This window comes from Candidatus Clostridium helianthi (assembly GCF_045310795.1).
Taxonomy (GTDB): Bacteria; Bacillota; Clostridia; order Clostridiales; family Clostridiaceae; genus Clostridium; species Clostridium helianthi.
Genome location: NZ_JBJIAB010000026.1, coordinates 1 through 24,624 on the forward strand (window position 1 = coordinate 1; position 24,624 = coordinate 24,624).

Here is a 24,624-nt window from a genome sequence, read left to right on the forward strand (position 1 = left end):
GCTATCGGCTTTTTTTAAAAATTTCTAAAAGTTATCCACAGATTCGGATATTTTAATTATGAAATATCCTCATTTATATAGCAAGTATATTTTTATATTTTATATTAAAATTTATTGTTAATGATGCTAATGTACATATACCTTTAATTTTTAGAATTTATTACATAACCCTAAGTATAACTTTATTTGTATTATTAAAGCAAGTGAGAAGATTTTACAAGAGATATGTTTCGAAGATAATAATAATATTTTTCTCACTAATGATTTTTATATCAGCGTTTGGATTTATAATGAAAATTTATGATGCAAATAATTTAATGGAAATTAAAAATTATATAAATTTAAGCAGAGAGAGTATATTACTAATAGAAACTTTTGCTAGTTATGTATTAACTGAATATTATTTTGAAAGAAGAAAATTAAAGATAGAAAGTTATGGAATATTAATTTTAATTATTACATGCACTTTACTGAGTCATTTTTCTAATTTGACTATACTCTTTGTGAAAATTATGTATACGGTTATTGAGATACCAGCATTTATAAAAATAGTTATGAACTTAAAAAAATCAAACTACTTAAGGGAACATGGATGGAGCATTATAAAAGTTTACATATCCTCAACGGTTCTGATATTTTTAATTAATATATATGCATTTAACAATAGCCAATATATAAAAGAGGCATTAATTGAAGTTATACATTTTGCAAACTTTACAATGCTTTGGAATTTTATTATATCTAGGTTGGTTAAAGATCCATATAGGGCCTTATCAAGTTCATTGAATTATAAAAATGGGGAATTAGATGAACTAAATCATGAAATAGAATTAGGGAATACCAAGTTGGAGAGTTCAATAAATTTATTAAAAAGCAAAGAGTATTTATATTCAACATTATTTAGGTTCATGCCACATCCAATTATAATTCTGAATGCAGAGAATGATAGAATATTATTTGTGAATAAGCAATTTCTAAAGATTTCAGGAATCTCAAAAAAAAGAGAAATAATAAATAAAAAAATAAGCAATTATATTGATTTTATAAATAACAATACAGAAAATAAGGATTATAATGCAATCCTTTATATAGGAAATCAAAAAAAATTTATAAAAGCAGAATTTTTGCCTTATTATGAAAATTTATCATGGAAGTTGCTATTGATTAAAGATAGAACTTCTAAAGTTCTTGTGGATGAAATAAGGAAAGAAGTTGAGAATAAACAAATTGAAGAAAGTATTAGGAGAGAATTTCTTTCAAATATAAGTCATGATTTGAAAACGCCAATAAATGTAATATATTCGGCAATGCAGGTAGAAAAAATATATGTTCAAAAAGAAGACTTTGATATTTTAAAGAAATATAATGATATATCCAAGCAAAACTGTATCTCTTTAATTAAATTAACCAATAATTTAATAGATAATTCAAAGATAAATTCCCATTATTTAACGCCAAGATTAGAGAATATGAACATAGTTGAGGTCATAGAGGACAATGTAATGTCATTAGTAGAATATGTGAAGTTAAATAATATAGATTTAATTTTTGATACCAACACTGAAGAGTGTTACTTAGATATTGATCGTGAATTTATGTATAGGATAATTCTAAATTTAGTTTCTAATGCTGTGAAGTTTACCAAAGATGGTGGACAAATATGTGTGGTGGTAAATGAATTTGATGATAAGGTTAATATATCTGTAGAAGATAATGGAATTGGAATAGATGAAGAATTTATATATGAAGCATTTAATAGATATTCAATTGGAGGAAATTGTAATCCTGACCGAAAAAGTGGGACAGGCATAGGGCTTTTTGTAGTAAAGCAATTAATTGAACTACAAGGCGGAAAAATAGAAATAAAAAGAAATAGTGATTCAGGGACAACTGTAAGCATTGAATTTAGGAAAGGGATATAGAGATGTATAATAGTTTCTTAGTATTGGACAAAATAAAGATAAAAATTAGGGGAATTAGAAACATGCAGAAGTATGCATTTTTAACGGTACTAATAATTTTATGCTCTATTATTTCTGATAATGTTAATTTTTATTTGCTATTAAATAATATAATTGCAATATCTATGATTTTTGCGTTTATTTATGTATATATAATAAGAGGTAAGTTTGTAGGCAAAGGTTTTGTAGCAAGATTTAAAATGATATATTTAATACTTATTATGATACTAGCTATAAATGTTACTGAGATAATAATATTATTTAAGGATATTTCTAAAAGTTACTTCATACTTCTTTATAGTATGCATGCTACTTTAGAATACTGCATAATAAAAATAGGACTTGTGGTTAAAAATAATGATAGAAAGAGTCTTATAATATGTATATCAGAAATACTAATCATTATAATGCTTGTTATTGGCTTCAATGGAGGAAATGGAATACATAATCCTTATGAAGTATCACTTTTTATATGGTGCATTACTATAAGTGTTTTGTTAAGTATAGGTTTGTGTATATCTACAGTACAAGATACTTTATCTAAAAGAAGGCAATTTACCATTGATGAATTTAGACAAATAATATTTTATATTTTTTCTATATTATTTAATTACTTGGGATTTATATGTTTTTATATGGGCTACGTTAAAGTTTCTGAATTTGTATTAATTGTTAAATGTATTACTTTATATAAATTTTATGATTACATAATAAGTAAAGTAGTGGACAGTTCATTAAAAGAACTTAATAATAATATAGGAAATGCAACTAAAACCAAGAAAGAACTTAACTCTATATTAAGGAAAAGGAACTCTATATTAAATGAAATAAATGTAATGATCCAAAAGAGCGGAGATAGGAATAATGAATTAATTGATTCTATTTATGGTGGTGTATTTCTATTTTACCTAGATAGACTTCGACATATAAATAAAAGGACATTAAAAACTTTAGACATAACTAATGATGAGATCTTAGGAATAGAAATAAATGAGTTTGTAAAAATGTATTTTGATATAACGCTTGAAGATATTAAGAGAGCGGGCAATTATATTCCATGCATAAAAATGAAACATACTGATTTCGAAGTTGAAATATTTTTGGCTTCCATAGATGAAATAAGCAAGATTCTTTACATACATGATATAAGTGAAATTAAAGAAAATAAAAAGATGAGAGAAATTCTTGAAGAATATTTGCAAGAGGATGAAATAAAAAAAGAATTTTTCTCTAATATTTCTCATGAACTGAAAACGCCTATAAATCTTATATTTTCTGCATTGCAGGTCAATCAAATTTATTTTAATGAAAATAATTTAGATGGAGTAAATAAAAATAGGCGGATTATAAAACAAAATTGTTTAAGGCTTATAAGGACTATTAATAATTTTATAGATGCTAATAAAATTTCAGAGGGATATCTAATTCCGAATTTAAAAATACATAACATAGTTAACATTGTAGAAGAGGTTTCGATGGCTTCTAATAAGTACATAAAATTAATAAATAATACTCTGACATTTGATGCACAGGAAGAAGAAATCTATGTTAAGTGTGATAAGGAAATGATAACAAGAATTATGTTGAATATTCTTTCTAATTCTGTTAAATATGGAAAGCAAGAGGGGAAAATAAATGTGAGTGTAGAGCTTTATATGGGTAACAAAGTTGCTATAAAAGTTAAAAATGATGGCTTGAAAATTGATAAAGAAACCATTCCATATATCTTTGATAAATTTACTAAACTGAATAAAACTTTTAATAGACTAAAAGAAGGAAGCGGTTTAGGGTTATTTTTAACTAAAGCCCTAGTTGAACTTCAAGAAGGAACTATACGGCTCACATCAAATAATAAGGGAAATGAATTCACAATAATTATGCCTATGGTTGAGCAATCGTATGAAAATAAATTTAATAATGAAGATTGGGAAACAAATTTATTAGAGGAAAAGGTAGATATAGAGTTTTCGGATATATATATTGAGTAGAATTAACTTAATATGAAATGAAAAAAGTAAGTGGACATGAATTTAATAAATTTATAGGTACTAAAAATAATTACAATTTGATATAAATAGTTTTATTAATTAATCATAGTTTTACATAAATAAACATATATTAAATTAGTTATGTTAAACTAATTACTTAAATTTGAGGTGTATAATTTATGTCAGAAAAGTCAGGGAATAAAAAGAGGATAAGAATTATTCCATTGTTTGTATCAATAATTATTCCACTTTTAATAGGAGGGCTTTCAACATTATTGGTTCCTAATATGAGATCAATATATGAAAGCTTAATTAGGCCACCTTTTTCGCCACCTGCAATGGTTTTTCCGATTGTGTGGACTATACTTTATATAATTATGGGAATATGCTCATATAAAGTATATATTTTAAAATATGAGAATATAGATGTAAGCTCTGCGATATTTGTTTACGCCATACAACTATTATTAAATTTTTTATGGACTATAATTTTCTTTGGGTTTAAGCTTTATGCGTTAGCATTTTTAGAACTTATTATTTTAATTATCTTTGTAATTTTAACTATAAAGAGGTTTTATGAAAAGATTGGGAAAAAGGCATTTCTATTAATTCCTTATTTGGCTTGGTTAGTATATGCAGGAGTGTTGAATTTTTTTATTTGGATGTTAAATGAAATGTAAGTTGCTCATATTCCATGTAATTAATATTTTTAAGATGGTTGCTAAGATTAATATCTAGGTAATCATCTTTTTTATTTAATGCTATATTCTTATCACATGAGCTGGAAAAGACAGAGGTATAAAAACTTCGAACTTCACGGTTGCCTGTGATTTTATTCTGATTTTTAATATTATTTATGTTTTAGTTTATAAAAAAATATATCTATTTTGCCATTTAAAGAATATTAATATTATATACTATCAATTTAGGGAGGGGTCTGCTTTGAAATATTTTAATTAAGTATATAATAGATTCAAAGTGGGATAAGATATGAAGAAAGAATTAACTCCAAATGAAATTATTTTTTGTACTTCGTGTACAGATAACATTAAAAAAAGTAATATTAATAGAGTACCTGAATTTACATCTACTTTAAATAGAATTAAAAAGAGCTTGAGTGTTGAAAAAGAAGGATACAATATATATTACGTAGATTCGTTTTCAAAAGAGAAACTAGAGAATTTAATAGAGTGTGTTGAAAATATATATGAAAAACTTCCTGCACCAAAAGATATTTGCTATGTAACATCACAAGAACAACTAAATCCTACTGCATTATTTTTACCAAATGGTAAAGGAAATATATTAAAAGAAATGATTGATGATATAAAAGAGAAATACTTTGAATGCATAGTAGAGTTTTATAGCAGTTCTTCAGATGAGGAAAAGGAAGATATTATTGAAGAAATAAGTGAAAAAAGGAATAATTATATAACAAAACTTATGGATTCAGCAAAAAATAAGAATTTTGATGTTAAAGCAACTAGCGGAGGGTTTGTGTTTATTCCTTTGAAAGATGAAGGCAATGAGATGACTCAAAATGAATATGACAGTCTCGAAAGTAACACTCAAGAAAGTATCGAAAAACAAGCATCAAAATTAAAAAAAGAAGCAGAAGAAATTCTAGAGACATTAAAAGATATTGAAATAAAATCGATTAAGAAACTTAAAAGTATATACAAAGATTTTATAAAAAAGAATATGCAGAGTCATAAGGATGATTTATTATTACAATTTATTTCCCAGGATGATGTTTATAAATATCTTCTTCAAATGTATGATGATATAGAAGAAAGGGTAGTTGAATGCTACACTATCAATTTAGAGGATGATGAAGAGTATTTAAAAGATACATTCTCTAATTATAATGTGAATGTAATTGTTGATAATTCCAGCATAGATCATCCGAGAGTTATCTATGAGGAAGATCCTACTATTGGAAACTTAATTGGTACTATTGAATATAGAAACAATAATGGGGGTTATAGTACAGATATATCATTGATTTCTGCTGGTAGCTTGTTAAAGGCTAATGAAGGATGTCTTATACTAAGATTAAGTTCGTTAATAAGCAGTGGAGTAAGCTACTACTATCTAAAAAAATCATTAATTCATGGTAAAGTAAACTATAATTATACTAAGAGTTATTTAGAAATGATATCTATCGCAGGATTAAAGCCAGAGTCAATTCCTATTAATTTGAAGGTTATTTTAATAGGCGACTATGAGAGTTTTCAGATATTATATGATAATGATGAGGATTTTAAACAAATATTCCCAATCAGGATAGAAGCGGATACTGAATTGAAATATAATGATATTACTAAAAATTCTATTGAAGGATTAATAAAAGAAAAGGTAAAAAAAGATAACTTATTGAATATAACAGATGATGCTCTTAAGGAAATGATTAAATTCCTTGCGAGGGTCGCGGGGCAAAGAAATAAAATATCTATAGATGATTATTATATAAATAAATTACTGCATCTATCCAATAATAATGCAAAAGAAGATAAAAGAAAAAATATAGAAAAGCAAGATATAATTGATGTAGCATATGAAGATGAAAAGATTTTAGAAGATATAATGGATAATTATAAAAGTAAAAAGATATTGATAACAGTAAACGGAAGAAAAACAGGAATAATTAACGGGCTTTCTGTAGTTGGAAATGGATCTTATAGTTTTGGTAAGCCTATGAGGATAACATGTTTATCAAATATAGGAGATGGAAGAATAATCGATGTGCATAAAGAATGCAAGATGAGTGGAAATATCCATGAAAAATCGATTGGGATATTGCGAGGACTATTAAGTAATTTAATAAGTCCTTATGAAAAATTGCCAGTAGATTTTCAATTAAGTTTTGAACAGACTTATGGAATGCTTGAAGGAGACAGTGCTTCTGTGGCAGAGATAATCTGTATTCTATCAGCTTTAAGTAAGAGGCCAATAAGACAAAATATTGCTGTCACTGGATCTATAAATCAGTTTGGAGAAATTCAGGCAATTGGTGGGGTCAATGAAAAAATCGAAGGCTTCCATAGAGTTTGCAGCATTATTGATAAAACAGATGGAAAGGGTGTTTTAATTCCAAGTACAAATGCTGATGAATTAATATTAAGATATGAAGTTGAAGATGATATTAGAAATGGAAAGTTTCATATATATACTATGGAAACTTTAGAGGATGCTATTGAAGTATTAATACTTGATGAAGGAGAACCAGTAAAAAGTTTCTTTAAGGAAATAGAAAATGAAATTTTAAAATATAAGGGTGGAAAAAAGAAAAAGTAATTATTGGCTTATCTAATAAGTTAAATCTTTGAGTTAGATATCCCAACTAAGATATGAACTTATTCATATAGCTCGCCGAAATAAGAATTATACTGTTGTTCCAGTTTCTAAGGAAATTATGATGGATGATTCTAATTTTTAGTTGGGATATATTTTATAGTATAAATCTAACTTATAGTTTGGTTATCTATAAGAAAATAAAATAGAAGATGATCTTATGATATATATTTATATGAGTATATCGGGATTATCTTCTATTTTTTATGCGTTAAATAAAAGCGATAGATTCATTTAATATTTGATAATTATGTAGTTTAGTTAATTATCGGTATCTTTATTTTATATATCGTTAATATATGTGATATAGGCGGATAATTAAGATTATGAGTTATAATAAATAGAAAAAAATGTAATAAATAGTTTGACGTTGAATAAAATAGTATGTTAAAATATGGTAAAAGGTGAAATAAGGTAAAAGAGGAGGTGAACGTAGAATATCTTAAAACTTAAATATATAAGTTTAAAACTACATTGTGAGATATTCTTAATTAATATGTATTTAAAATTTGAGAAACAAGAAAATATTCTAATAACTACTCTTAGTGGTGAACTAGATCATAATAGTGCAGAGGAAGTTAGAGTAAAAATTGATGATAGGATAGATAGAGATAATATGGAAAAAGTTATTTTAAATTTTTCAGGAGTTACTTTTATGGATAGTTCAGGAATTGGAGCTGTCTTAGGTAGATATAAAAAACTATCGAACAAAGGGGGGATGCTTTGTATTGCAGAACCTAACAAGAATGTCAATAGGATTTTTGAACTGGCTGGTTTGTACAAGTTAATTAAAAATTATAATACTGTAGATGAAGCAGTAAGGTGCATTTAGATGGAGGGGTTATCATGTCTGACAATAAAATGAGCATAGAATTTGTAAGCAAATCTCAAAATGAAGCTTTTGCAAGAGTTGCAGTTGCAGCTTTTGTTGCTCAATTAGATCCAACAATTGATGAAATAAATGATGTAAAAACAGCAGTGTCTGAGGCAGTTACTAATTCTATAATACATGGATATGAAAATAGAGAAGATGGATTAGTTAGAATTGAAGCAGAAATTAATGAAGATCAAGTAACTATAGCGATTATTGATAAAGGAATTGGAATTGATAACATAGAGCAAGCTATGGAGCCATTATATACATCAAGACCTGATTTGGAAAGATCTGGTATGGGGTTTACTGTAATGGAGACATTTATGGATGCGTTAGAGGTTGACAGTGAAAAAGGTAATGGTACAAAGGTGGTAATTAAGAAGAAATTTAACGTGGTAAGTTAGGTGAAATAAGATGGAAAAAGAGGATTTAAAACGAGAGGATTACAATTATGATAAGAATCCAAAGCTATTAGCTCTAGCAAGAAGTGGCGATACTGATGCTATGAATAAATTAATAGAAATGAATTTGCCATTGGTGTCATCTATAAGTAAGAAATTTCTAAATAGGGGATATGATTATGAAGATATATTTCAAATAGGATCTATTGGGTTAGTTAAAGCTATTAATAATTTCGACTTAAATTATAATGTTAAGTTCTCTACTTATGCAGTTCCTATGATTATAGGAGAAATAAAGAGATTTTTAAGAGATGATGGAATGATAAAGGTAAGTCGTAATGTTAAAAGCCTTGCTAGAAAGATACATTTTCAGAAAGAGATTTTAACCAAAAAGCTTAAGAGATCACCTACTATAGAAGAGCTTGCAGATTATGCAAATGTTGATAAGGAGGAGATCTTATTTGCAATTGAATCTTCTAATAGCTTACAATATTTATATGATACAATACATCAGGATGACGGAGCTCCAGTTCTTTTAATAGATAAACTAAGTGAGAAAAGTGCAGATGATGAAAATCTTATTGAAAAGATAGCTCTTAAAGAAGCATTAAATAGTTTAGATAATAAAGCTAAGCAGATTATAATGTTACGTTATTTTAAAGATAAAACACAAGTTCAAGTAGCTAAAATGTTAGGAATAAGTCAAGTGCAGGTATCAAGAATTGAAAAGAAGGTTTTAGCTGAAATGAGGAAAAAGTTAGAAGAATAAAATTTGCTGATCATACATTGGTAAGAAAAATGATAAACATAAAAAAGAGTCATTATGGAATATATATTTGTATAATTTTTTATTAAATTAGGACAAATATATATTCTATTTTTTTTTATAAAATATATGCCAAAAAATAACACGATTAATCTTAATAATTTTGCAAATGATAGATATACAGGTAAAAAAGGAGAGTGATCATCTTGACTAATAATAAAGAAGTAAATGAAGAAAGAATAAAGCAAAAATATAATGATATGGCCAATGAAGCCATTCCAAAATCAAAGATACTTAAAGATTGCTTAAAAGCGTTTTTAGTTGGAGGATTAATATGCGATGTAGGTCAATTGATTTACAATATTGCAGCAGGATTTGGGATTGCAGAAGAACAAATAATGAATATGGTTCCTATTATAATGGTATTTCTAGGAGCTTTGTTAACAGGTACTGGAGTATATGCCAAATTGGCTAATTTTGGTGGAGCTGGTACTGTTGTTCCGATAACTGGGTTTTCTAATGCTGTAGTTTCTCCAGCAATAGAGTTTAAAAAAGAAGGATTTATATTTGGAGTCGCAGCCAAAATGTTTACAATTGCAGGACCAGTATTGGTATATGGTATTGGTACATCAGTAATAATAGGAATAATTTATTATATAATTTCAATAATTTAAATTAAAAAAGGAATTGGAATTTTAAGATGGGGATATGTATTTATTTGATAAATAATCGAGTTGCTTTTAATTCAAAAATGTAGAGGAGTGATTAATTTGCAAATGAAAAATAAAAAGATAGGAAATCAAACTGTAAAATTAGATAATCCACCCAAAATAATATCAACACATTCTATTGTAGGCCCTAAAGAGGGGCAAGGGCCACTAAGTGAGTACTTTGATGAGGTATTAAATGATGACACTTTAGGAAAGGAAAGTTTTGAAAAAGCCGAAAGCGAGATGATGTTTACGGCTATATCACAAGCTTTAAAAAAAGGGAACCTTAAAGAAACAGATATAGATTATTTATTTTCAGGAGATCTATTAAACCAAATTATTTCATCAAGCTTTGCAGCTAGAGAATTTAGTATTCCATTCTTTGGATTATACGGTGCTTGTTCTACTATGTCAGAATCTTTGAGTTTAGCGTCAATAATTATGGATGGAGGATTTGCTAAATATGTAGTTGCAGCTACATCATCACATTTTAGTTCAGCCGAAAGGCAGTTTAGATTTCCGCTTGAATATGGATCTCAGAGACCAGCCACAGCTCAGTGGACAGTAACAGGGTCAGGAGCAGTAGTTTTAGGACATGAGGGAAATTATCCTGAAATAACATATGTGACAACAGGAAAAGTTAAAGATTATGGGCAAAAAGATGCTAATAATATGGGAGCAGCTATGGCACCAGCAGCTGCTGATACTATTGTAAATCATTTTAAGGATACAGGAAGAAAACCTGAAGATTATGATGTTATAGCTACAGGAGATTTAGGTGTAATAGGCAGAGAACTTACGGATAAATTAATTGAAGATTTTGGGTATAATATTAGAAAACAACATATAGATTGTGGCGAAGTTATATTTGATAATGAAAAGCAGAATACATTGTCAGGTGGAAGCGGATGTGGATGTTCAGCAGTTGTTTTTACAGGTTACTTATATAAAAGACTTATGAAAAAGGAAATTAAAAAGGTATTGTTAGTTTCTACAGGTGCACTTATGAGCACTACGTCTTCTCTTCAAGGTGAGACAATTCCAGGAATAGCACATGCAGTTGCTATTGAAATGAATTCAAATTAAGGAAGAAAAAAATTATAAATAAACGAGATATAAGCTTATAAAAATCTATTGCTTGAAAGGAATGAAAATTGAATGAATTATATAAGTGCATTCATAGTTGGCGGCATTATTTGCGTTATAGGTCAAATATTAATAGACGTTACAAAATTAACTCCAGGAAGAATCTTAGTAGTGTTTGTTGTGCTTGGAGCTATAGTAGGTGCTTTTGGATGGTATGATAAATTGGTTTCTATTGGCGGAGCAGGAGCTACAGTTCCGTTACCGAGCTTCGGAAATGCATTAGCTAAAGCTACGATAAAAGAAGTAAATGAAACAGGATTAATAGGAGCTTTCACAGGAGGAATTAAAGGAGCTGCAGCGGGAATTACAGCATCAATATTCTTTGGATATCTTATGGCACTAATTTTTAATCCAAAAACAAAGAAATAAATGAATTTAATATGAAGAAATAATTGAGCCCAATGCAGATTATATAGTATAAATGCCTTTAATAAAATTAACTTTTACAAATATGTATCGAAAATATATATAAGATATTAAAGTTTTGCCTTTTAATGTCTTTGAACGTATAATTATACTATAAATGAATGTAGATATATAAAAATGAAAAATATAGTATAATAAAGAAGTTATTAATGAAGTAATTAGAATGGTGGGGTTTTTTTGGAAAAATACTGCAATAACTCTTGGGCTCAAATAGTTGAATTACTAAATAGTAATGTTCAAAATGGACTTAGTGAGAATGATTGTGAAGCATTAAGGTTAAAATATGGGACCAATAAGATTGATTTACCAAGTGGAAATAAAATTTATAAACATATACTAAATGCTTTAAAGCAAAAATCTATAATTATAAATTTGATAATTACAATAATTTTATTTGTATTTGAACACTATTTATTTGGTATAATAACAGCCTTGATATTATTATTAAATTTAATTTTAATAGTAATGCATACTATAAAAAGAGATAAAGAGATAGGAGCTCTAGAAAGGTTGAATTCTGCAGATACAGTAGTTATTAGAGATGGGGCCCAGAAAATTATAAAATCTGAAGAATTAGTAATGGGTGATATAGTAAAAATTAATAAAGACTCTGTTATTCCAGCAGATATAAGAATAATAAGTGCTAATGAAATTAAAGTTGACGAAAAGAGTATAACAGGAGAAGCCTTTTATAAGGAGAAATTTGAAAGTAAAATAATAGGAAATATATTTTCTCTTACAGATATGAAAAATATATTGTTTAAAGGGTCTATAATAAAATCAGGTGGTGGACTAGGTATAGTGATATCTACTGGTAATTCGACTCAATTAGGTAGAATGCTTACCATGCTTACGTATGCAAGTAATAGAAAACATAATTTTGGGACAATGATATCTAAACTTTTAGAAAGATATTTATTAGTTTATTTCCTAGGAATTATAATTATAGGATCATATTTTGTATATACAGGACAAGATGCAAACAAAAATTACATATCCACAGCTTTATTTGCCCTTGGTTGTTTTCCAGTTACTATAATCGCGAAATTAGTTTTTAAAAATACAATTAAAAGCTTTAGGAATGAAAATATAGAAATAATAAATTTTTCAGTATTTAATTTAATTAAAGATGTTAATATTTTATTTTTAGATAAAGTTGGTGCAATAAGCAAAAAAGAAATGATAGTCAAAAAACTATTTATTAATGATAATTTGATATCGACTGAAGATCCTTATGTAAAGGAGACAACTTTTGATAGGATAGTTGAGATATCATTAATATGTAATAACGCTATTTATAATCCAAGTGATGATAGTGGAAAAGGTGAGTTAGATGAGCTTGCTTTCTTGAGTTATGCTGCTAGAAAAAAAATTTATAAAGCAGCTATAGATAGTAGGAATTCTAAAATTTTAGATATACCTATGGATTCTGATAAGAGATTCTCTACAGTTGTAAGTAAATTTAATAACAGATATAGAGCTAATACTAGAGGAAACGTAGATGATGTTTTAGAGCAATGTACACATGTCATGATAGAAGGTATTGAGAAAGAGATTACGGATGAATACAAAGCAAAAATAAAGGAAGTTGATATGAATTTATCTATAGAAGGGTTAATAACAGAAGGTTTTGCGTATAGAAACTTTACTTACGAACCATCTAAATCTGAAAATATAGAAAGCAATATGGTCTTTGTTGGAATAATTGGATTGGAAAATCCACTTGAAGAGAATCTCGAAAATACAATAAATCGAATTAAAGATAAAGCAATAGTACCAATATTATTTACAGAAGAAAGTAAATTAAGTGCTATAACAAACGCAAAAATGGCTAATATAATAAAGAATAATAATCAGGTAGTAGCAGGAATAGAACTGGATTCTTTAAATCATCAAGAATTAAAGGATTTGCTTTGTAGAGTAAGAGTTTTTTGCAGAGTAAATCCAGAAATTAAATCAAAGATTGTTTCATTATTTATAAAAGATGGCCATAAAGTTGTGACCACTGGTGAAACGTTAGGAGATCTTCCAGCACTCAACCTATCAAATGTAGGAATAGGGAAAGGAAAAGCATCTACAATTGTAAAAAAGGTATCAGATGTATATATTAAAGAAAATTATCTAGATGGATTCTTTAAAATAAGAGATTTTTCCAGAGTATTTGATAGAAATATAGATAGAGGATTCAAAGTGTATTTCATGGCTTTATTTTCAGAACTTATAACTTTAATGGGAAGTATTATAATGGGACAAACCGAAAGTTTAGATTTTGGGAATGTGGTAACGATAAATGGGGTTTTATTCATTCCATTATCATTAATAATATTACTTAAAAAAGGGCGAGATATTACTAGAAATGAAATGATAGTTAGATCATTTGTTCTAAGCATAATTACAATGGTTTCAATTTATAAACTTGGTGATAAGGAAGCAGCTATAGTGACATTAGCTATATTATCAATTGGGATTTTATTATTTACATTATTTAATAGCAATATTTCTATAAGAAAATTTTCTAACGAATTGATTATGCCTGTTATATCATTGTTAGTAATTATTATCGCCGTAATTAGTATGATTCTAATTAATGGAGTATTAATTAGAGATATAATAGGAATAGAGATAGCAGCATCAATAATATTTTTATTAATCTTTGAAATTTTAGCTAGAAAGTGGCAAAACTCATTAATGAGGTGAGTTGATGTTTTCTAAAAAAATAGGAGATGTAGGAAATCCACTAATATACATATTTTTGACGCTTGCAATTAGTTGTATTTTCTATGGAATGAATAAGGAATTTAGAGGGCTTACAATATTCATTGTAGCCTTCTTTTTTATATGCATATTTTATTATTGTGGTTTCAGTTTCTGTGTTATTATGATTATCTTTTTTGTTGTTGGAATTTTAATTAATTGTTCCTATTATAAAATTCCAAGCAAAATAGACGGAGAAGTAAGGATAATAAAAATAAGTAATTATAGTGTTATAGGAAGCTATGAAGGCAAGAGTATTACGATAACAACTAATAATAAGAATTTAAGAGTAGGTGAAAAATATAAAATTATAGGAAAAGTTGATGATATACAAGATAGATATAATGGGATAGTTGGGGAAGTAGAGCCTAAAGTATTGTATAAGATTAATGGGGATTTGATAACAAAGCTTTATGAGATTAAAAGAAATATATATTTGAGGTTAGAAGAAAATCTAGGAACAAGAAAGGCAGGGCTAATATCATCAATTGCTTTTGGTTATTGCGATTATTTAGATTTTGAAGACAAAGATGATATGAAAAACTTTGGAATCATACATAGCATAAGCGTTTCAGGGCTACATGTAGCTATAGTATATGGTTTTATAAGGATTTTTGTTGGGAGAAATTTGGGGATGTTGGCAACTATTATGTATGTTGTATTTACAGGACTCAATTATTCTAGTATAAGGTCTTTTTTAATGCTTGCATGTGTAGAAGGGGGACGTATTTTAAAAAGAAATAATAATTCAATTTCTGCTTTGTGTTTCTCTGCGACATTTTTAGTTCTTTATGAACCGTATAGTATTCTTAATATATCTTTTCACTTATCTTATTTAGCTACTTTGGGAATAGCAATGTTTAATAAGAGCTTCAATAATGTATTATATAAATTGAACATTAAATTAAGAGAAGCATTAAGTTTAACGTTAAGCGCTCAGATATTTACGTTACCATATTTAATCTTAATTTTTAGGGATTTTTCAGCAAATTTTATTATTGGAAATTTAATTTTGGCTCCATTTGTAGATCTTATGGTTATTACAGGAAATACATTGGTATTGACATATACTTATCCTCAATTATTTGATTTTTGCAGTTATATAAACTTGAAAATAATAAATATGTTTGATTACATTCTAAACTATATGGAGAACTTTTCATTGCCAATGTTTTATGGAAATGAAAATGTAGTTTTCTTCTATCTATTTTTAATGTTTAGTGCTTATTTTGTGAAAAAGGGATATAAAAAGTTTATTTATCTTCCTCTTATAGCTATTTTTATAATTACAATTCAAATATATAGTCCAATTCCAAGCATAAGGTATTATAAAGAAGGTGCTATTTTGGTTTCTTATAAAGGTGATAGAATACTAATATCTAATAAAAATCAAATTGATATAAATAGGCTTTCTAAATCAGCACTTGCAACAAAATATTTTAGACAGAGAAGTACAATTATTATGAATGGAATTTGTAAAATAAGTTTCAAAGGAAAAGATTACGTTTTAGATACTGGCACTAAAAAATATCTATTAAAAGTAACAAGTGATAAAACTCAATATGAAGAGTATGATATAATAAATTTTAATGATAGGATTACTAATAACATATTTATAATAGACGGAAGAGTAATATAGGTTTATAGATTTATATTAGAAGCACATTTTATACGAAAGGAAAATTAAAGTGATTAATTACGAAGTTTATGAGCAAGAAATCGAAAAAGGAAATATAAAAAATGGGTATATATTTTGTGGGCTGGATGAAGAATTTATTAAAGATGGAATAAACCTAATTATTAAGAAAAATGTAGCTGAAGAATTTAGGGAGCTCAACTTAATACGGATAGATGGAATGAATACAAGTTTTGATTCTATCATGAATGCGTGTGAAACAATGCCATTCATGGGAGAAAAAAAAGTTGTAGTTGTTTATAGGGCAAATTTTTTACAGGATAAAACTGATTCGTCAGGAAGCAAAATATATAATGATATTAAGAATTATATATCAAATTTACCTCCATATACAGTATTAATAATGTATTATTTATTGAATGATAAGAGAGATAGACCAAATAAGAATAAAAAATTAGCTACTATTGGTAAATCCTTAACAATAGTATATTGTGATAAATTAAAAAGGGACAAATATTTAAAGAAAGTATCGGAAGTATTTAAAGAGAAAGGAAAACAAATTGGAAGAACTGAGTTATCTTATTTCTGTGAGAAAGTCTATAATAATTTTGATATTATAAAAAGAGAAGCTGACAAGCTTATAGCGTACTGCAATGAAAGAGAAATAAAAAAAGAGGATATTGATATACTTATTTCAAATTCAAGTGAGGATGATACTTTTGATTTAGTTGAATTAATAGCTACAAAAAAAATTGATAAAGCTATAGATACGATGAAGGAAATTTTATATAAATCAGATCAGCATATGCTGATAATAAGTGCAATTCAAAAGCATTTTTTGAGGTTATATGAGATAAAGATAAAACTTAGCAATGGAAAAAAAGTAGATGATTTCATGTCAGAATATAGATTACCACAGTTTGTTTGTGAAAAATTGATAATGCAGACAAATAAATTTACTGAAAAGCAACTGTCAGAGTTAATTAAGCTTTGCGTTAATACAGAAACAAAGTTAAAATCAACTGGAATAGATAAGAATATGGAAATGGAATTTCTTTTAATAAACACGCTTACAGTTAAAAAATAACATTTATTAAGAATATAAAAAAATAACCCATCTACTTAGATGGGTTTTAAGATTATGCCATAGAGTTTAACTTAGCAGCTAATCTTGATTTCTTTCTAGCAGCCATATTTTTATGAACAACTCCCTTAGTAGCAGCCATATCTAATGACTTAACAACTGATGTAAATAAAGCTTTAGCTTCTTCATTATTCTTAGCTTCTATAGCAGCTTCAAATTTCTTTATAGTAGTCTTTAAAGCAGACTTAATCATTCTGTTCTTTAAAGTCTTAGTTTCAGTAACTTTAATTCTCTTTTTTGCTGATTTTATATTTGCCATTCTTAATTCACCCCCTTAAATTTTTATAGGGTCTCTGCAGTTTTTGGGGAAATCTGCGTACGAGTTCATATTCAACAAACCTTATTATAGCATCAGAAGTTATGTAATTCAAGTATTAAATTCAAAGAAAAAGGAAAAATAAGACTGAGTAAATTTATAAAGAGGTGTTGGTATGATAAATGTAAGAACAGATTTAGTACTTGAAGCGAGAGAAATTTATAAGGAAAGTCACAAGGATGAAGTAGATATAGATGGAATAGAAGTTATAGAAGAAAGCGATGATGATATTAAGGTAACTACGGTAAAGGTAAAAAATGATGAAGGTGCCAAAAAAATTGGAAAGCCAAAGGGAAATTATATAACTATAGGAATGCCAGATTTTACAGCATATGATGGCGAAACTATGGATAGAGTTTCACAAGTGGTATCAGAGATTTTGCAAAGATTAATTAAGATTGATACAGATAAAACAGTATTAGTTGTAGGGCTTGGAAATTGGCAAGTTACACCAGATGCGTTAGGTCCGAAAGTGACAGAAAAGATTATGGTAACTAGACATTTACAAACAGTTATGCCTGAAGCAATTGATGAATCTGTTAGACCTGTCTGTTCAGTAGCGCCCGGAGTGCTTGGAGTCACAGGAATAGAAACTGTGGAAATAATTAAAGGTGTTGTAGAAAAAATTAAACCAGACTTAGTAATATGTATAGATGCTTTAGCTGCAAGAAAAGTTGAAAGAGTGAATACAACAATCCAAATTGGAGATACTGGAATATCCCCAGGTGCAGGAGTAGGAAATAATAGAAAACAGATAAATGAGGAAAATTTAGGAGTTAAGGTTATTGCAGTAGGTATTCCAACTGTAGTAGATGCAACTACAATTGCTAATGATACTATAGACTCTGTAATAGATTCATTAATAAATAATTCATCAAGTGGCAATGAATTTTATAAAATGTTAAAATCTCTTGATAAAAATGAGAAGGAAAGACTTATTAAAGAAGTAATGTCATCAAAAGCAAGTATGGATATGATAGTTACACCTAAGGACATTGATTTAATGGTTAATTCGTTATCAAGAATAATAGCTAATGGGATAAACATGGCAGTTCAACCTAATATGGATATGGATGAGATTAATAAGTTTATGGGTTGATTATCAATAACATATTTTTTGAATTTTAGAATAAAAATAAGAATAAGGAAAGAAGGTCTCAAAGTAATTTGAATTATTTTGAGACCTTTTTATTTTAGATTAATTATCAATGTATCTTTTAATCTATTCTAATTTTTAAATAAATGGAATGAGATTTATTAGAATAATTATGTAAATTCGTTAATATAAATATAAAAAAGGGCAAGGGGGGGATTACCGTGATGTATATGAGCAGAAGAGGAAAAAAAGGTGAAATTAGTAAAAGGATAAAAGCAAAGCCTAACATTAATATAGGCTTAATAATCCTCATTCTAATTATAGGTGTATTTTTCATAAGGTTAGGTAATGTTTTAAAAAATAACAAAGAAAGAGGAGCATTTGCCTATGTTCAATTATTAAATTTAGGAATGCCGATAATAGAATCCCAAGTTTATGATGAAGGAACCTATGCTGAAAATAAACTTTCATTAAAGAATGTTTGTTTTCAAGTATTAGGATTAAATAATCTTAGCTATAAAGGAATAATTCAAAATGAACTTAGTTTCTTTGGTGATGGCGAAAGTTCTAGCAATACTGAAACTAATTTTAGTTTTAATCCGTTTCAAATAAGCGAAGACAGTATATCAAAAGTACAAGTAAACACTGATAGTAAGAATACCCCGATATATGATCCTAGTCTAAAAAAGACATTAGATAAATCTAAGCCAGAAGTATTAATATATCATAGTCATACTACAGAAAATTATAATGCATCAGAACCAGATAGCTTAAATGAAGATACCAATGTAGTAGGGGTAGGTGATGTTCTTGCTAATGAATTAGAAGAGAATTATGGGATTTCAGTTATACATGATAAAACCAATAATTGTATTTCTTATAATGATAGTTATACAAGATCTGGAGAAGTGGTTGATAAATATTTAAAACAATATGGAGATTTTAAAATGGTTATAGATCTGCATAGAGATTCTGTGGAAGATAAAGCTGCTACAACAACAGAAGTTGATGGAATGAGCGCATCTAAAATAATGTTTGTAAATGCTGAAAATAGTACGAGATATCCTAAAAATAAAGAACTTACAGAGAAAGTATTTAATAAAACAGCTGAATTATTCCCAGGATTGCCTATAAAAATATTGACATATCATAGAGGGAAAAATGCATTTAATCAAAGTAAAAGCGATGGATGTTTACTTTTTGAAATAGGATCTCATACTAATACACCAGACGAGTCAAAAGTTACGGCAGAATGTATGGCTAGAGTGATTGCAGAAGTTTTGAATAAGAAATAAATATAAAGTTATATGGAAAAGGTTTGGAAGTTATATTGAGTGCATATGAAAAATTAGATAACATGTAAGTGTGATTTTTAAGCACTAAGTATTTAAATAGATATTTCAAGTTGAGATTTAATGATAATCTTTATAATAAAAATTAAAGGAAAGATTAGGAATCTAAAGTTAAAATTTAGATCTCTAGTCTTTTCTTTATTTTAATTTATTAACACATAATATTGAGATAATTGGTGAGTAGATTGTTTGACTGAGAAAGTTGGGACTGAATAATAGTTTTGCTATATGGAAAGAATCTAAATAAAAATCAAAAAATAAATTAAAAAGGGTGTTTCGACATTGAAGAAAATTATTAAAAGTAACATTTTAAGAAGAATGTCACCAATGATTTTTATATTATTCATTATTTTTCTTGGAATAATTAAAATAGATATGATTAATACTAAGGCATTATCTCCTCTTGGAAATACTAATGAAAATTATAAACTTGTAAGCAATGAATTTGGAGAAGATTTCTCGAATTTTATCAAGGATAATTCATTTCTTAAAATTTATAAAGAATCAGAAAAAGATGTTTTAGTTAAGATAGGAAGTAATGATTTTAGGATAAATAATCAATCTTCTTTTATTAAAAAAATAGAGGATATAATTGAAAGAATAAAACCATAATATTAGTTAAATTATTTAGTTGATTTTAAAATATATATAAGACATATAAGACATAGAGCATTGAGGGAAAGTTTTGATAGCCTTTCTTTATGGATGTATGTTATAATTTAGCTGATTTAATTATAACGGGGGTGAAAGTACTGTTTTTCGTTAAGGATAACAGTTATGCGTATGAAAAGTGAAAGACAAAAACATATCAGAAATTTTTCAATTGTAGCACATATTGATCATGGTAAATCAACCCTTGCGGATAGATTACTTGAAACTACAGGAACCTTAACTAAAAGGGAAATGGAAGAGCAAGTTCTAGATAATATGGAGATAGAAAAAGAAAGAGGAATTACAATAAAGTCTCAAGCAGCGAGGCTTGTATATAGAAGAGACGATGGTGAAGAATACATTCTTAATTTAATTGACACTCCAGGACATGTAGATTTTAATTATGAAGTTTCAAGAAGTTTAGCGGCTTGCGAAGGAGCGATATTAGTTGTTGATGCAACACAAGGTATTCAAGCCCAAACTTTAGCTAATTGCTATTTAGCTTTAGATAATGATTTGGAAATTGCACCAGTAATAAATAAAGTTGATCTTCCATCTGCAAGACCCGATGAAGTTAAGAAAGAAATTGAAGATGTAATAGGAATTCCAGCAGAAGAAGCTCCTACTATATCTGCTAAAACAGGGCTTAATATAGGTGATGTATTAGAGTGTGTTGTTAAAACTATACCTTCACCTGATGGCGATGAAGAAGCTCCTTTAAAAGCATTAATTTTTGATTCTTACTACGATAGTTATAAGGGCGTTGTATGTATAGTTAGAGTAATAGACGGAAGAGTAAAGATTGGAACTAAAATTAAATTGATGGCTACTAATAAAGTTTATGACGTTACTGAAGTCGGAGTGTTTACTCCAGGAGTGCTTCCAATCAGTGAGTTAAGTGCTGGTGATGTTGGATATGTAACAGCATCCATAAAAAATGTTAGAGACGCAAGAGTTGGAGATACTATAACTGAAGCTAATAGACCAACCGAAACAGCACTTCCAGGTTATAAACCTGCTATACCAATGGTCTATTCAGGAATATACCCAGTTGATGGAGCAAAGTATGATGAATTAAGAGAAGCTCTTGAAAAGCTACAAATAAATGATGCGGCATTAAGCTTTGAGCCAGAAACATCTATTGCTTTAGGTTTTGGATTTAGATGTGGATTCTTAGGATTATTACATATGGAAATAATTCAAGAAAGAGTTGAAAGAGAATTTAATTTAGATATAATTACTACTGCACCATCTGTTATATATAAAGTAATCAAAACTGATGGGGAAATATTAGAAATAACAAATCCGACTAACCTACCACCTTTGACAGAAGTGGATTATATGGAGGAGCCAGTAGTTAAGGCGTCAATAATAACCCCAAAAGACTATGTTGGAGCAGTTATGGAGCTGTGTCAAGATAGAAGAGGTATATACATAGATATGCAATACATAGAAGAAACCAGAGCTGTTGTAAATTATGATATACCATTGAACGAAATTATATATGATTTCTTTGATACATTAAAATCTAGAACTAGAGGATATGCTTCTTTAGACTATGAATTTAAAGGATATATTAGAACTAAATTAGTTAAGCTAGATATATTATTAAATGGGGATGTAGTTGATGCATTATCAATGATAGTTCCGGATGAGAGAGCTTACCATAAAGGAAGAGGAATAGCTGAAAAGCTAAAAGAAATTATTCCAAGACAATTATTTGAAATTCCAATTCAGGCAGCGGTAGGATCTAAAATTATAGCAAGGGAAACCGTAAAAGCTATGAGAAAAGATGTATTAGCTAAATGCTATGGTGGGGATATCTCAAGAAAGAAGAAACTGCTTGAAAAGCAAAAAGAAGGAAAGAAGAGAATGAGACAGGTCGGATCTGTTGAAGTTCCACAAGAAGCATTCATGGCCGTATTAAAGGTAGATTAGTTAGTATAAATAATATAAAATAGAATACTTTATACAAGTAAATTATATTTACTTAAAAGTAATTATAAAAAACTAGCTAATGTATGAAATAAAAATATATTATTTTTGAGGAATTATTTGTATAATATTAATTAGTATTATACAAATAATTATTTTAATGCCGGTTTGGGAGGGGTTTGAATGTTTTTAAATGAGTTAAAGAAAAATGAAGGAATTGCATTTATGCAATTGGTTAAAATCCTTGCAGATTCAGACAATGTTTTTGCGAAAGAAGAGAAAAATCTTTACAATGACTATCTAAAAGAGCTAAATATAAATGAAAGTGAAATATCAGAATCAGATCTAAGTTCCGTATGTGAAACTCTAAAAGGTTCGTCTAATAGATGTAAAAATATTATTTATTTTGAACTAATAGGTCTTGCTCTTATTGATGGAGAATATAATGAAGAAGAAGTTGAACTTTTAGAAAAGCTAGGTGAAACGTTGGGTATAACACGTAGCAAGAGAATAGCATTTGCTAATTATTTTTACAATTTTGTAGATGTATATGGTTTTTCAGTTGTAGATGCAGAAAGTAAAATTGCCTTATTAAAAGAACAGGCGGAAAAATTACTAGCATAGATAGTTTTGGATATGAAAAAAGCATGATGTATATTATCTAAGAATAAATAATAAAGAATGAATGATAAAAGTGAGAATATCTATTGAAATTTAAATTAAAGGTGAACACACACCTGATAGGTTTAAATGAAGGGTAAAGGCTCCTCGGGTTATTCATTCTTTATTTTTATTTTATTAAGAAAAATATTTAGTAATATATTGGAGGAAAAATTAATGAGGGATATATCTTTATATATACATATTCCTTTTTGTAAACAGAAATGCTTTTATTGTGATTTCCCATCTTATTCAGGAAAAGAAGGATTAATGAACGAATATATAGAAGCGTTAAGCAGTGAAATATTACAAAAAGGAAAAGAATACAGAATAAGTAGTATCTTTATTGGAGGAGGAACGCCATCCTACTTGAATGACTCAAGTCTAGAAAAACTACTAGGTACATTAAATAAATTGAATTTAAAGGATGATTTGGAGTTTACAGTGGAGTGTAATCCAGGTACATTAAATGAAAAAAATCTAAATATTATGAAAAAATATAATGTTAATAGGATTAGCATGGGATTACAATCAACAAAAAACTCTTTATTAAAAGATATTGGAAGAATACATAGCTATGAAGAATTTGAAGAAAATTATTTTCTTGCTAGAAAGCTAGGATTCAATAATATAAATGCAGACTTGATGTTTGGGTTACCTAATCAAACTATTGAAGATTGGGAATGTTCTTTGCGAAAAGTAGCAGAACTTGAACTAGATCATATATCTGCATATAGCTTGATTATAGAAGAAGGAACTCGGTTTTATAATTTATATGAAGAAGATAAGTTGAATTTACCTGAAGAGGATAAAGAACGAATTATGTATTTAACCACTAAAGACATATTGAATGGGTATGGATATCATCAATATGAAATATCTAATTATTCAAAAAAGAACAAAGAGTGCTTTCATAATAAAGTTTATTGGAAATGCGATGAATACTTGGGATTAGGCGTATCGGCTAGTTCGTTTATAGATAAAAAAAGAATTAAAAATATAGACAATATTCAGGACTATATTAAAAGAATAAATAATAAAGAAAGCGTAATTGAAGAAATTCACATAAATAATATTAAAGATGATATGGAAGAATTTTTATTTATGGGGCTTAGGATGATTAAAGGGATAAAATTAGAGGAATTTAAAGAGCGATTTAATAAAGATATATATGAAGTGTATGGCGAAATTATTGAAAAAAATATTAAAAAAGGATTATTAATTCATAATTCGGGAAATCTATATCTAACTTCGCATGGGATAGAAATATCCAACTATGTAATGAGTGATTTCATTTTATCTTAATGGATTCTCTCATGAAAAGTTTAAAGAAAGATTAAGTGCAATTATAAAATTATATTGTATAGAGAAATAGAGAAAATAGGAGATATAAGGAGTTAAGTTGACAAAATTGCTTTATTATTAACGTTAAGTAGCTATAATAAATATAAATA

20 protein-coding genes are annotated in these 24,624 nt (G+C 27.7%); 19 read left to right on the forward strand and 1 reads right to left on the reverse strand.

From position 1 onward, the window contains the following. Positions 1 to 290 precede the first annotated feature (290 nt). The 13 genes from ACJDTP_RS17885 to holA all read left to right on the forward strand — a co-directional run bounded on the left by ACJDTP_RS17885 (position 291) and on the right by holA (position 17,103). A complete protein-coding gene (locus ACJDTP_RS17885; RefSeq protein ID WP_406762003.1) occupies positions 291 to 1,922 on the forward strand; it encodes a sensor histidine kinase in 1,632 nt (543 codons plus the stop codon). 62 nt (positions 1,923 to 1,984) lie between these two features. After that, the gene (locus tag ACJDTP_RS17890; protein WP_406762004.1) at positions 1,985 to 3,949 is read left to right on the forward strand and encodes a sensor histidine kinase; all 1,965 of its coding nucleotides are present in this window, start codon (positions 1,985 to 1,987) and stop codon (positions 3,947 to 3,949) included. A gap of 179 nt (positions 3,950 to 4,128) precedes the next feature. Next, positions 4,129 to 4,629 carry a TspO/MBR family protein gene (locus ACJDTP_RS17895; RefSeq protein ID WP_171773528.1) on the forward strand — a complete coding sequence of 167 codons (501 nt, stop codon included), beginning with the start codon at positions 4,129 to 4,131 and terminating at the stop codon, positions 4,627 to 4,629. 310 nt (positions 4,630 to 4,939) lie between these two features. Then, on the forward strand, positions 4,940 to 7,246 hold the full coding sequence (locus tag ACJDTP_RS17900) for an AAA family ATPase (RefSeq protein ID WP_264646617.1): 2,307 nt from the start codon (positions 4,940 to 4,942) through the stop codon (positions 7,244 to 7,246). Positions 7,247 to 7,799: 553 nt separating this feature from the next. Beyond that, a complete protein-coding gene (gene spoIIAA, locus ACJDTP_RS17905; RefSeq protein WP_406762005.1) occupies positions 7,800 to 8,135 on the forward strand; it encodes an anti-sigma F factor antagonist in 336 nt (111 codons plus the stop codon). Between the two features lie 14 nt (positions 8,136 to 8,149). Then, entirely contained in the window at positions 8,150 to 8,581 is a 432-nt protein-coding gene (spoIIAB, locus tag ACJDTP_RS17910; protein WP_077838065.1) for an anti-sigma F factor, read from the forward strand. Between the two features lie 10 nt (positions 8,582 to 8,591). Then, positions 8,592 to 9,347 carry an RNA polymerase sporulation sigma factor SigF gene (gene sigF / locus ACJDTP_RS17915; RefSeq protein WP_078116576.1) on the forward strand — a complete coding sequence of 252 codons (756 nt, stop codon included), beginning with the start codon at positions 8,592 to 8,594 and terminating at the stop codon, positions 9,345 to 9,347. Between the two features lie 203 nt (positions 9,348 to 9,550). Then, positions 9,551 to 10,018, forward strand: coding sequence for a stage V sporulation protein AC (gene spoVAC / locus ACJDTP_RS17920; protein WP_406762006.1), 468 nt, complete (start codon positions 9,551 to 9,553; stop codon positions 10,016 to 10,018). 96 nt (positions 10,019 to 10,114) lie between these two features. After that, complete coding sequence (gene spoVAD, locus ACJDTP_RS17925; RefSeq protein ID WP_077838068.1) at positions 10,115 to 11,140, forward strand: stage V sporulation protein AD; 1,026 nt, start codon at positions 10,115 to 10,117, stop codon at positions 11,138 to 11,140. 72 nt (positions 11,141 to 11,212) lie between these two features. Beyond that, positions 11,213 to 11,569: a stage V sporulation protein AE gene (gene spoVAE, locus ACJDTP_RS17930; protein ID WP_077838069.1), complete on the forward strand. Its 357-nt coding sequence runs from the start codon at positions 11,213 to 11,215 to the stop codon at positions 11,567 to 11,569. A 234-nt stretch (positions 11,570 to 11,803) separates the two neighbouring features. Continuing rightward, positions 11,804 to 14,323 carry a P-type ATPase actuator domain-containing protein gene (locus ACJDTP_RS17935; RefSeq protein ID WP_406762007.1) on the forward strand — a complete coding sequence of 840 codons (2,520 nt, stop codon included), beginning with the start codon at positions 11,804 to 11,806 and terminating at the stop codon, positions 14,321 to 14,323. A gap of 4 nt (positions 14,324 to 14,327) precedes the next feature. Further along, a complete protein-coding gene (locus ACJDTP_RS17940; protein WP_406762008.1) occupies positions 14,328 to 16,019 on the forward strand; it encodes a ComEC/Rec2 family competence protein in 1,692 nt (563 codons plus the stop codon). Positions 16,020 to 16,068: 49 nt separating this feature from the next. Beyond that, positions 16,069 to 17,103: a DNA polymerase III subunit delta gene (gene holA / locus ACJDTP_RS17945; RefSeq protein WP_406762009.1), complete on the forward strand. Its 1,035-nt coding sequence runs from the start codon at positions 16,069 to 16,071 to the stop codon at positions 17,101 to 17,103. 52 nt (positions 17,104 to 17,155) lie between these two features. On the opposite strand, the gene rpsT is transcribed toward holA, so the two are convergent. Beyond that, the gene (gene rpsT, locus ACJDTP_RS17950; RefSeq protein ID WP_011968165.1) at positions 17,156 to 17,419 is read right to left on the reverse strand and encodes a 30S ribosomal protein S20; all 264 of its coding nucleotides are present in this window, start codon (positions 17,417 to 17,419) and stop codon (positions 17,156 to 17,158) included. A 172-nt stretch (positions 17,420 to 17,591) separates the two neighbouring features. On the opposite strand from rpsT, the gene gpr reads away from it, so the two are divergent. The 6 genes from gpr to hemW all read left to right on the forward strand — a co-directional run bounded on the left by gpr (position 17,592) and on the right by hemW (position 24,475). After that, complete coding sequence (gpr, locus tag ACJDTP_RS17955) at positions 17,592 to 18,575, forward strand: GPR endopeptidase (protein WP_077838073.1); 984 nt, start codon at positions 17,592 to 17,594, stop codon at positions 18,573 to 18,575. Positions 18,576 to 18,796: 221 nt separating this feature from the next. Continuing rightward, complete coding sequence (locus ACJDTP_RS17960) at positions 18,797 to 19,867, forward strand: stage II sporulation protein P (protein WP_406585041.1); 1,071 nt, start codon at positions 18,797 to 18,799, stop codon at positions 19,865 to 19,867. A gap of 339 nt (positions 19,868 to 20,206) precedes the next feature. After that, the gene (locus ACJDTP_RS17965) at positions 20,207 to 20,536 is read left to right on the forward strand and encodes a hypothetical protein (protein ID WP_406762010.1); all 330 of its coding nucleotides are present in this window, start codon (positions 20,207 to 20,209) and stop codon (positions 20,534 to 20,536) included. Positions 20,537 to 20,707: 171 nt separating this feature from the next. Continuing rightward, positions 20,708 to 22,513: a translation elongation factor 4 gene (lepA, locus tag ACJDTP_RS17970; RefSeq protein ID WP_406762032.1), complete on the forward strand. Its 1,806-nt coding sequence runs from the start codon at positions 20,708 to 20,710 to the stop codon at positions 22,511 to 22,513. 180 nt (positions 22,514 to 22,693) lie between these two features. Next, positions 22,694 to 23,134, forward strand: coding sequence for a hypothetical protein (locus tag ACJDTP_RS17975; protein WP_103698508.1), 441 nt, complete (start codon positions 22,694 to 22,696; stop codon positions 23,132 to 23,134). Positions 23,135 to 23,347: 213 nt separating this feature from the next. Beyond that, positions 23,348 to 24,475 carry a radical SAM family heme chaperone HemW gene (gene hemW, locus ACJDTP_RS17980; protein ID WP_406762011.1) on the forward strand — a complete coding sequence of 376 codons (1,128 nt, stop codon included), beginning with the start codon at positions 23,348 to 23,350 and terminating at the stop codon, positions 24,473 to 24,475. Positions 24,476 to 24,624 lie beyond the last annotated feature (149 nt).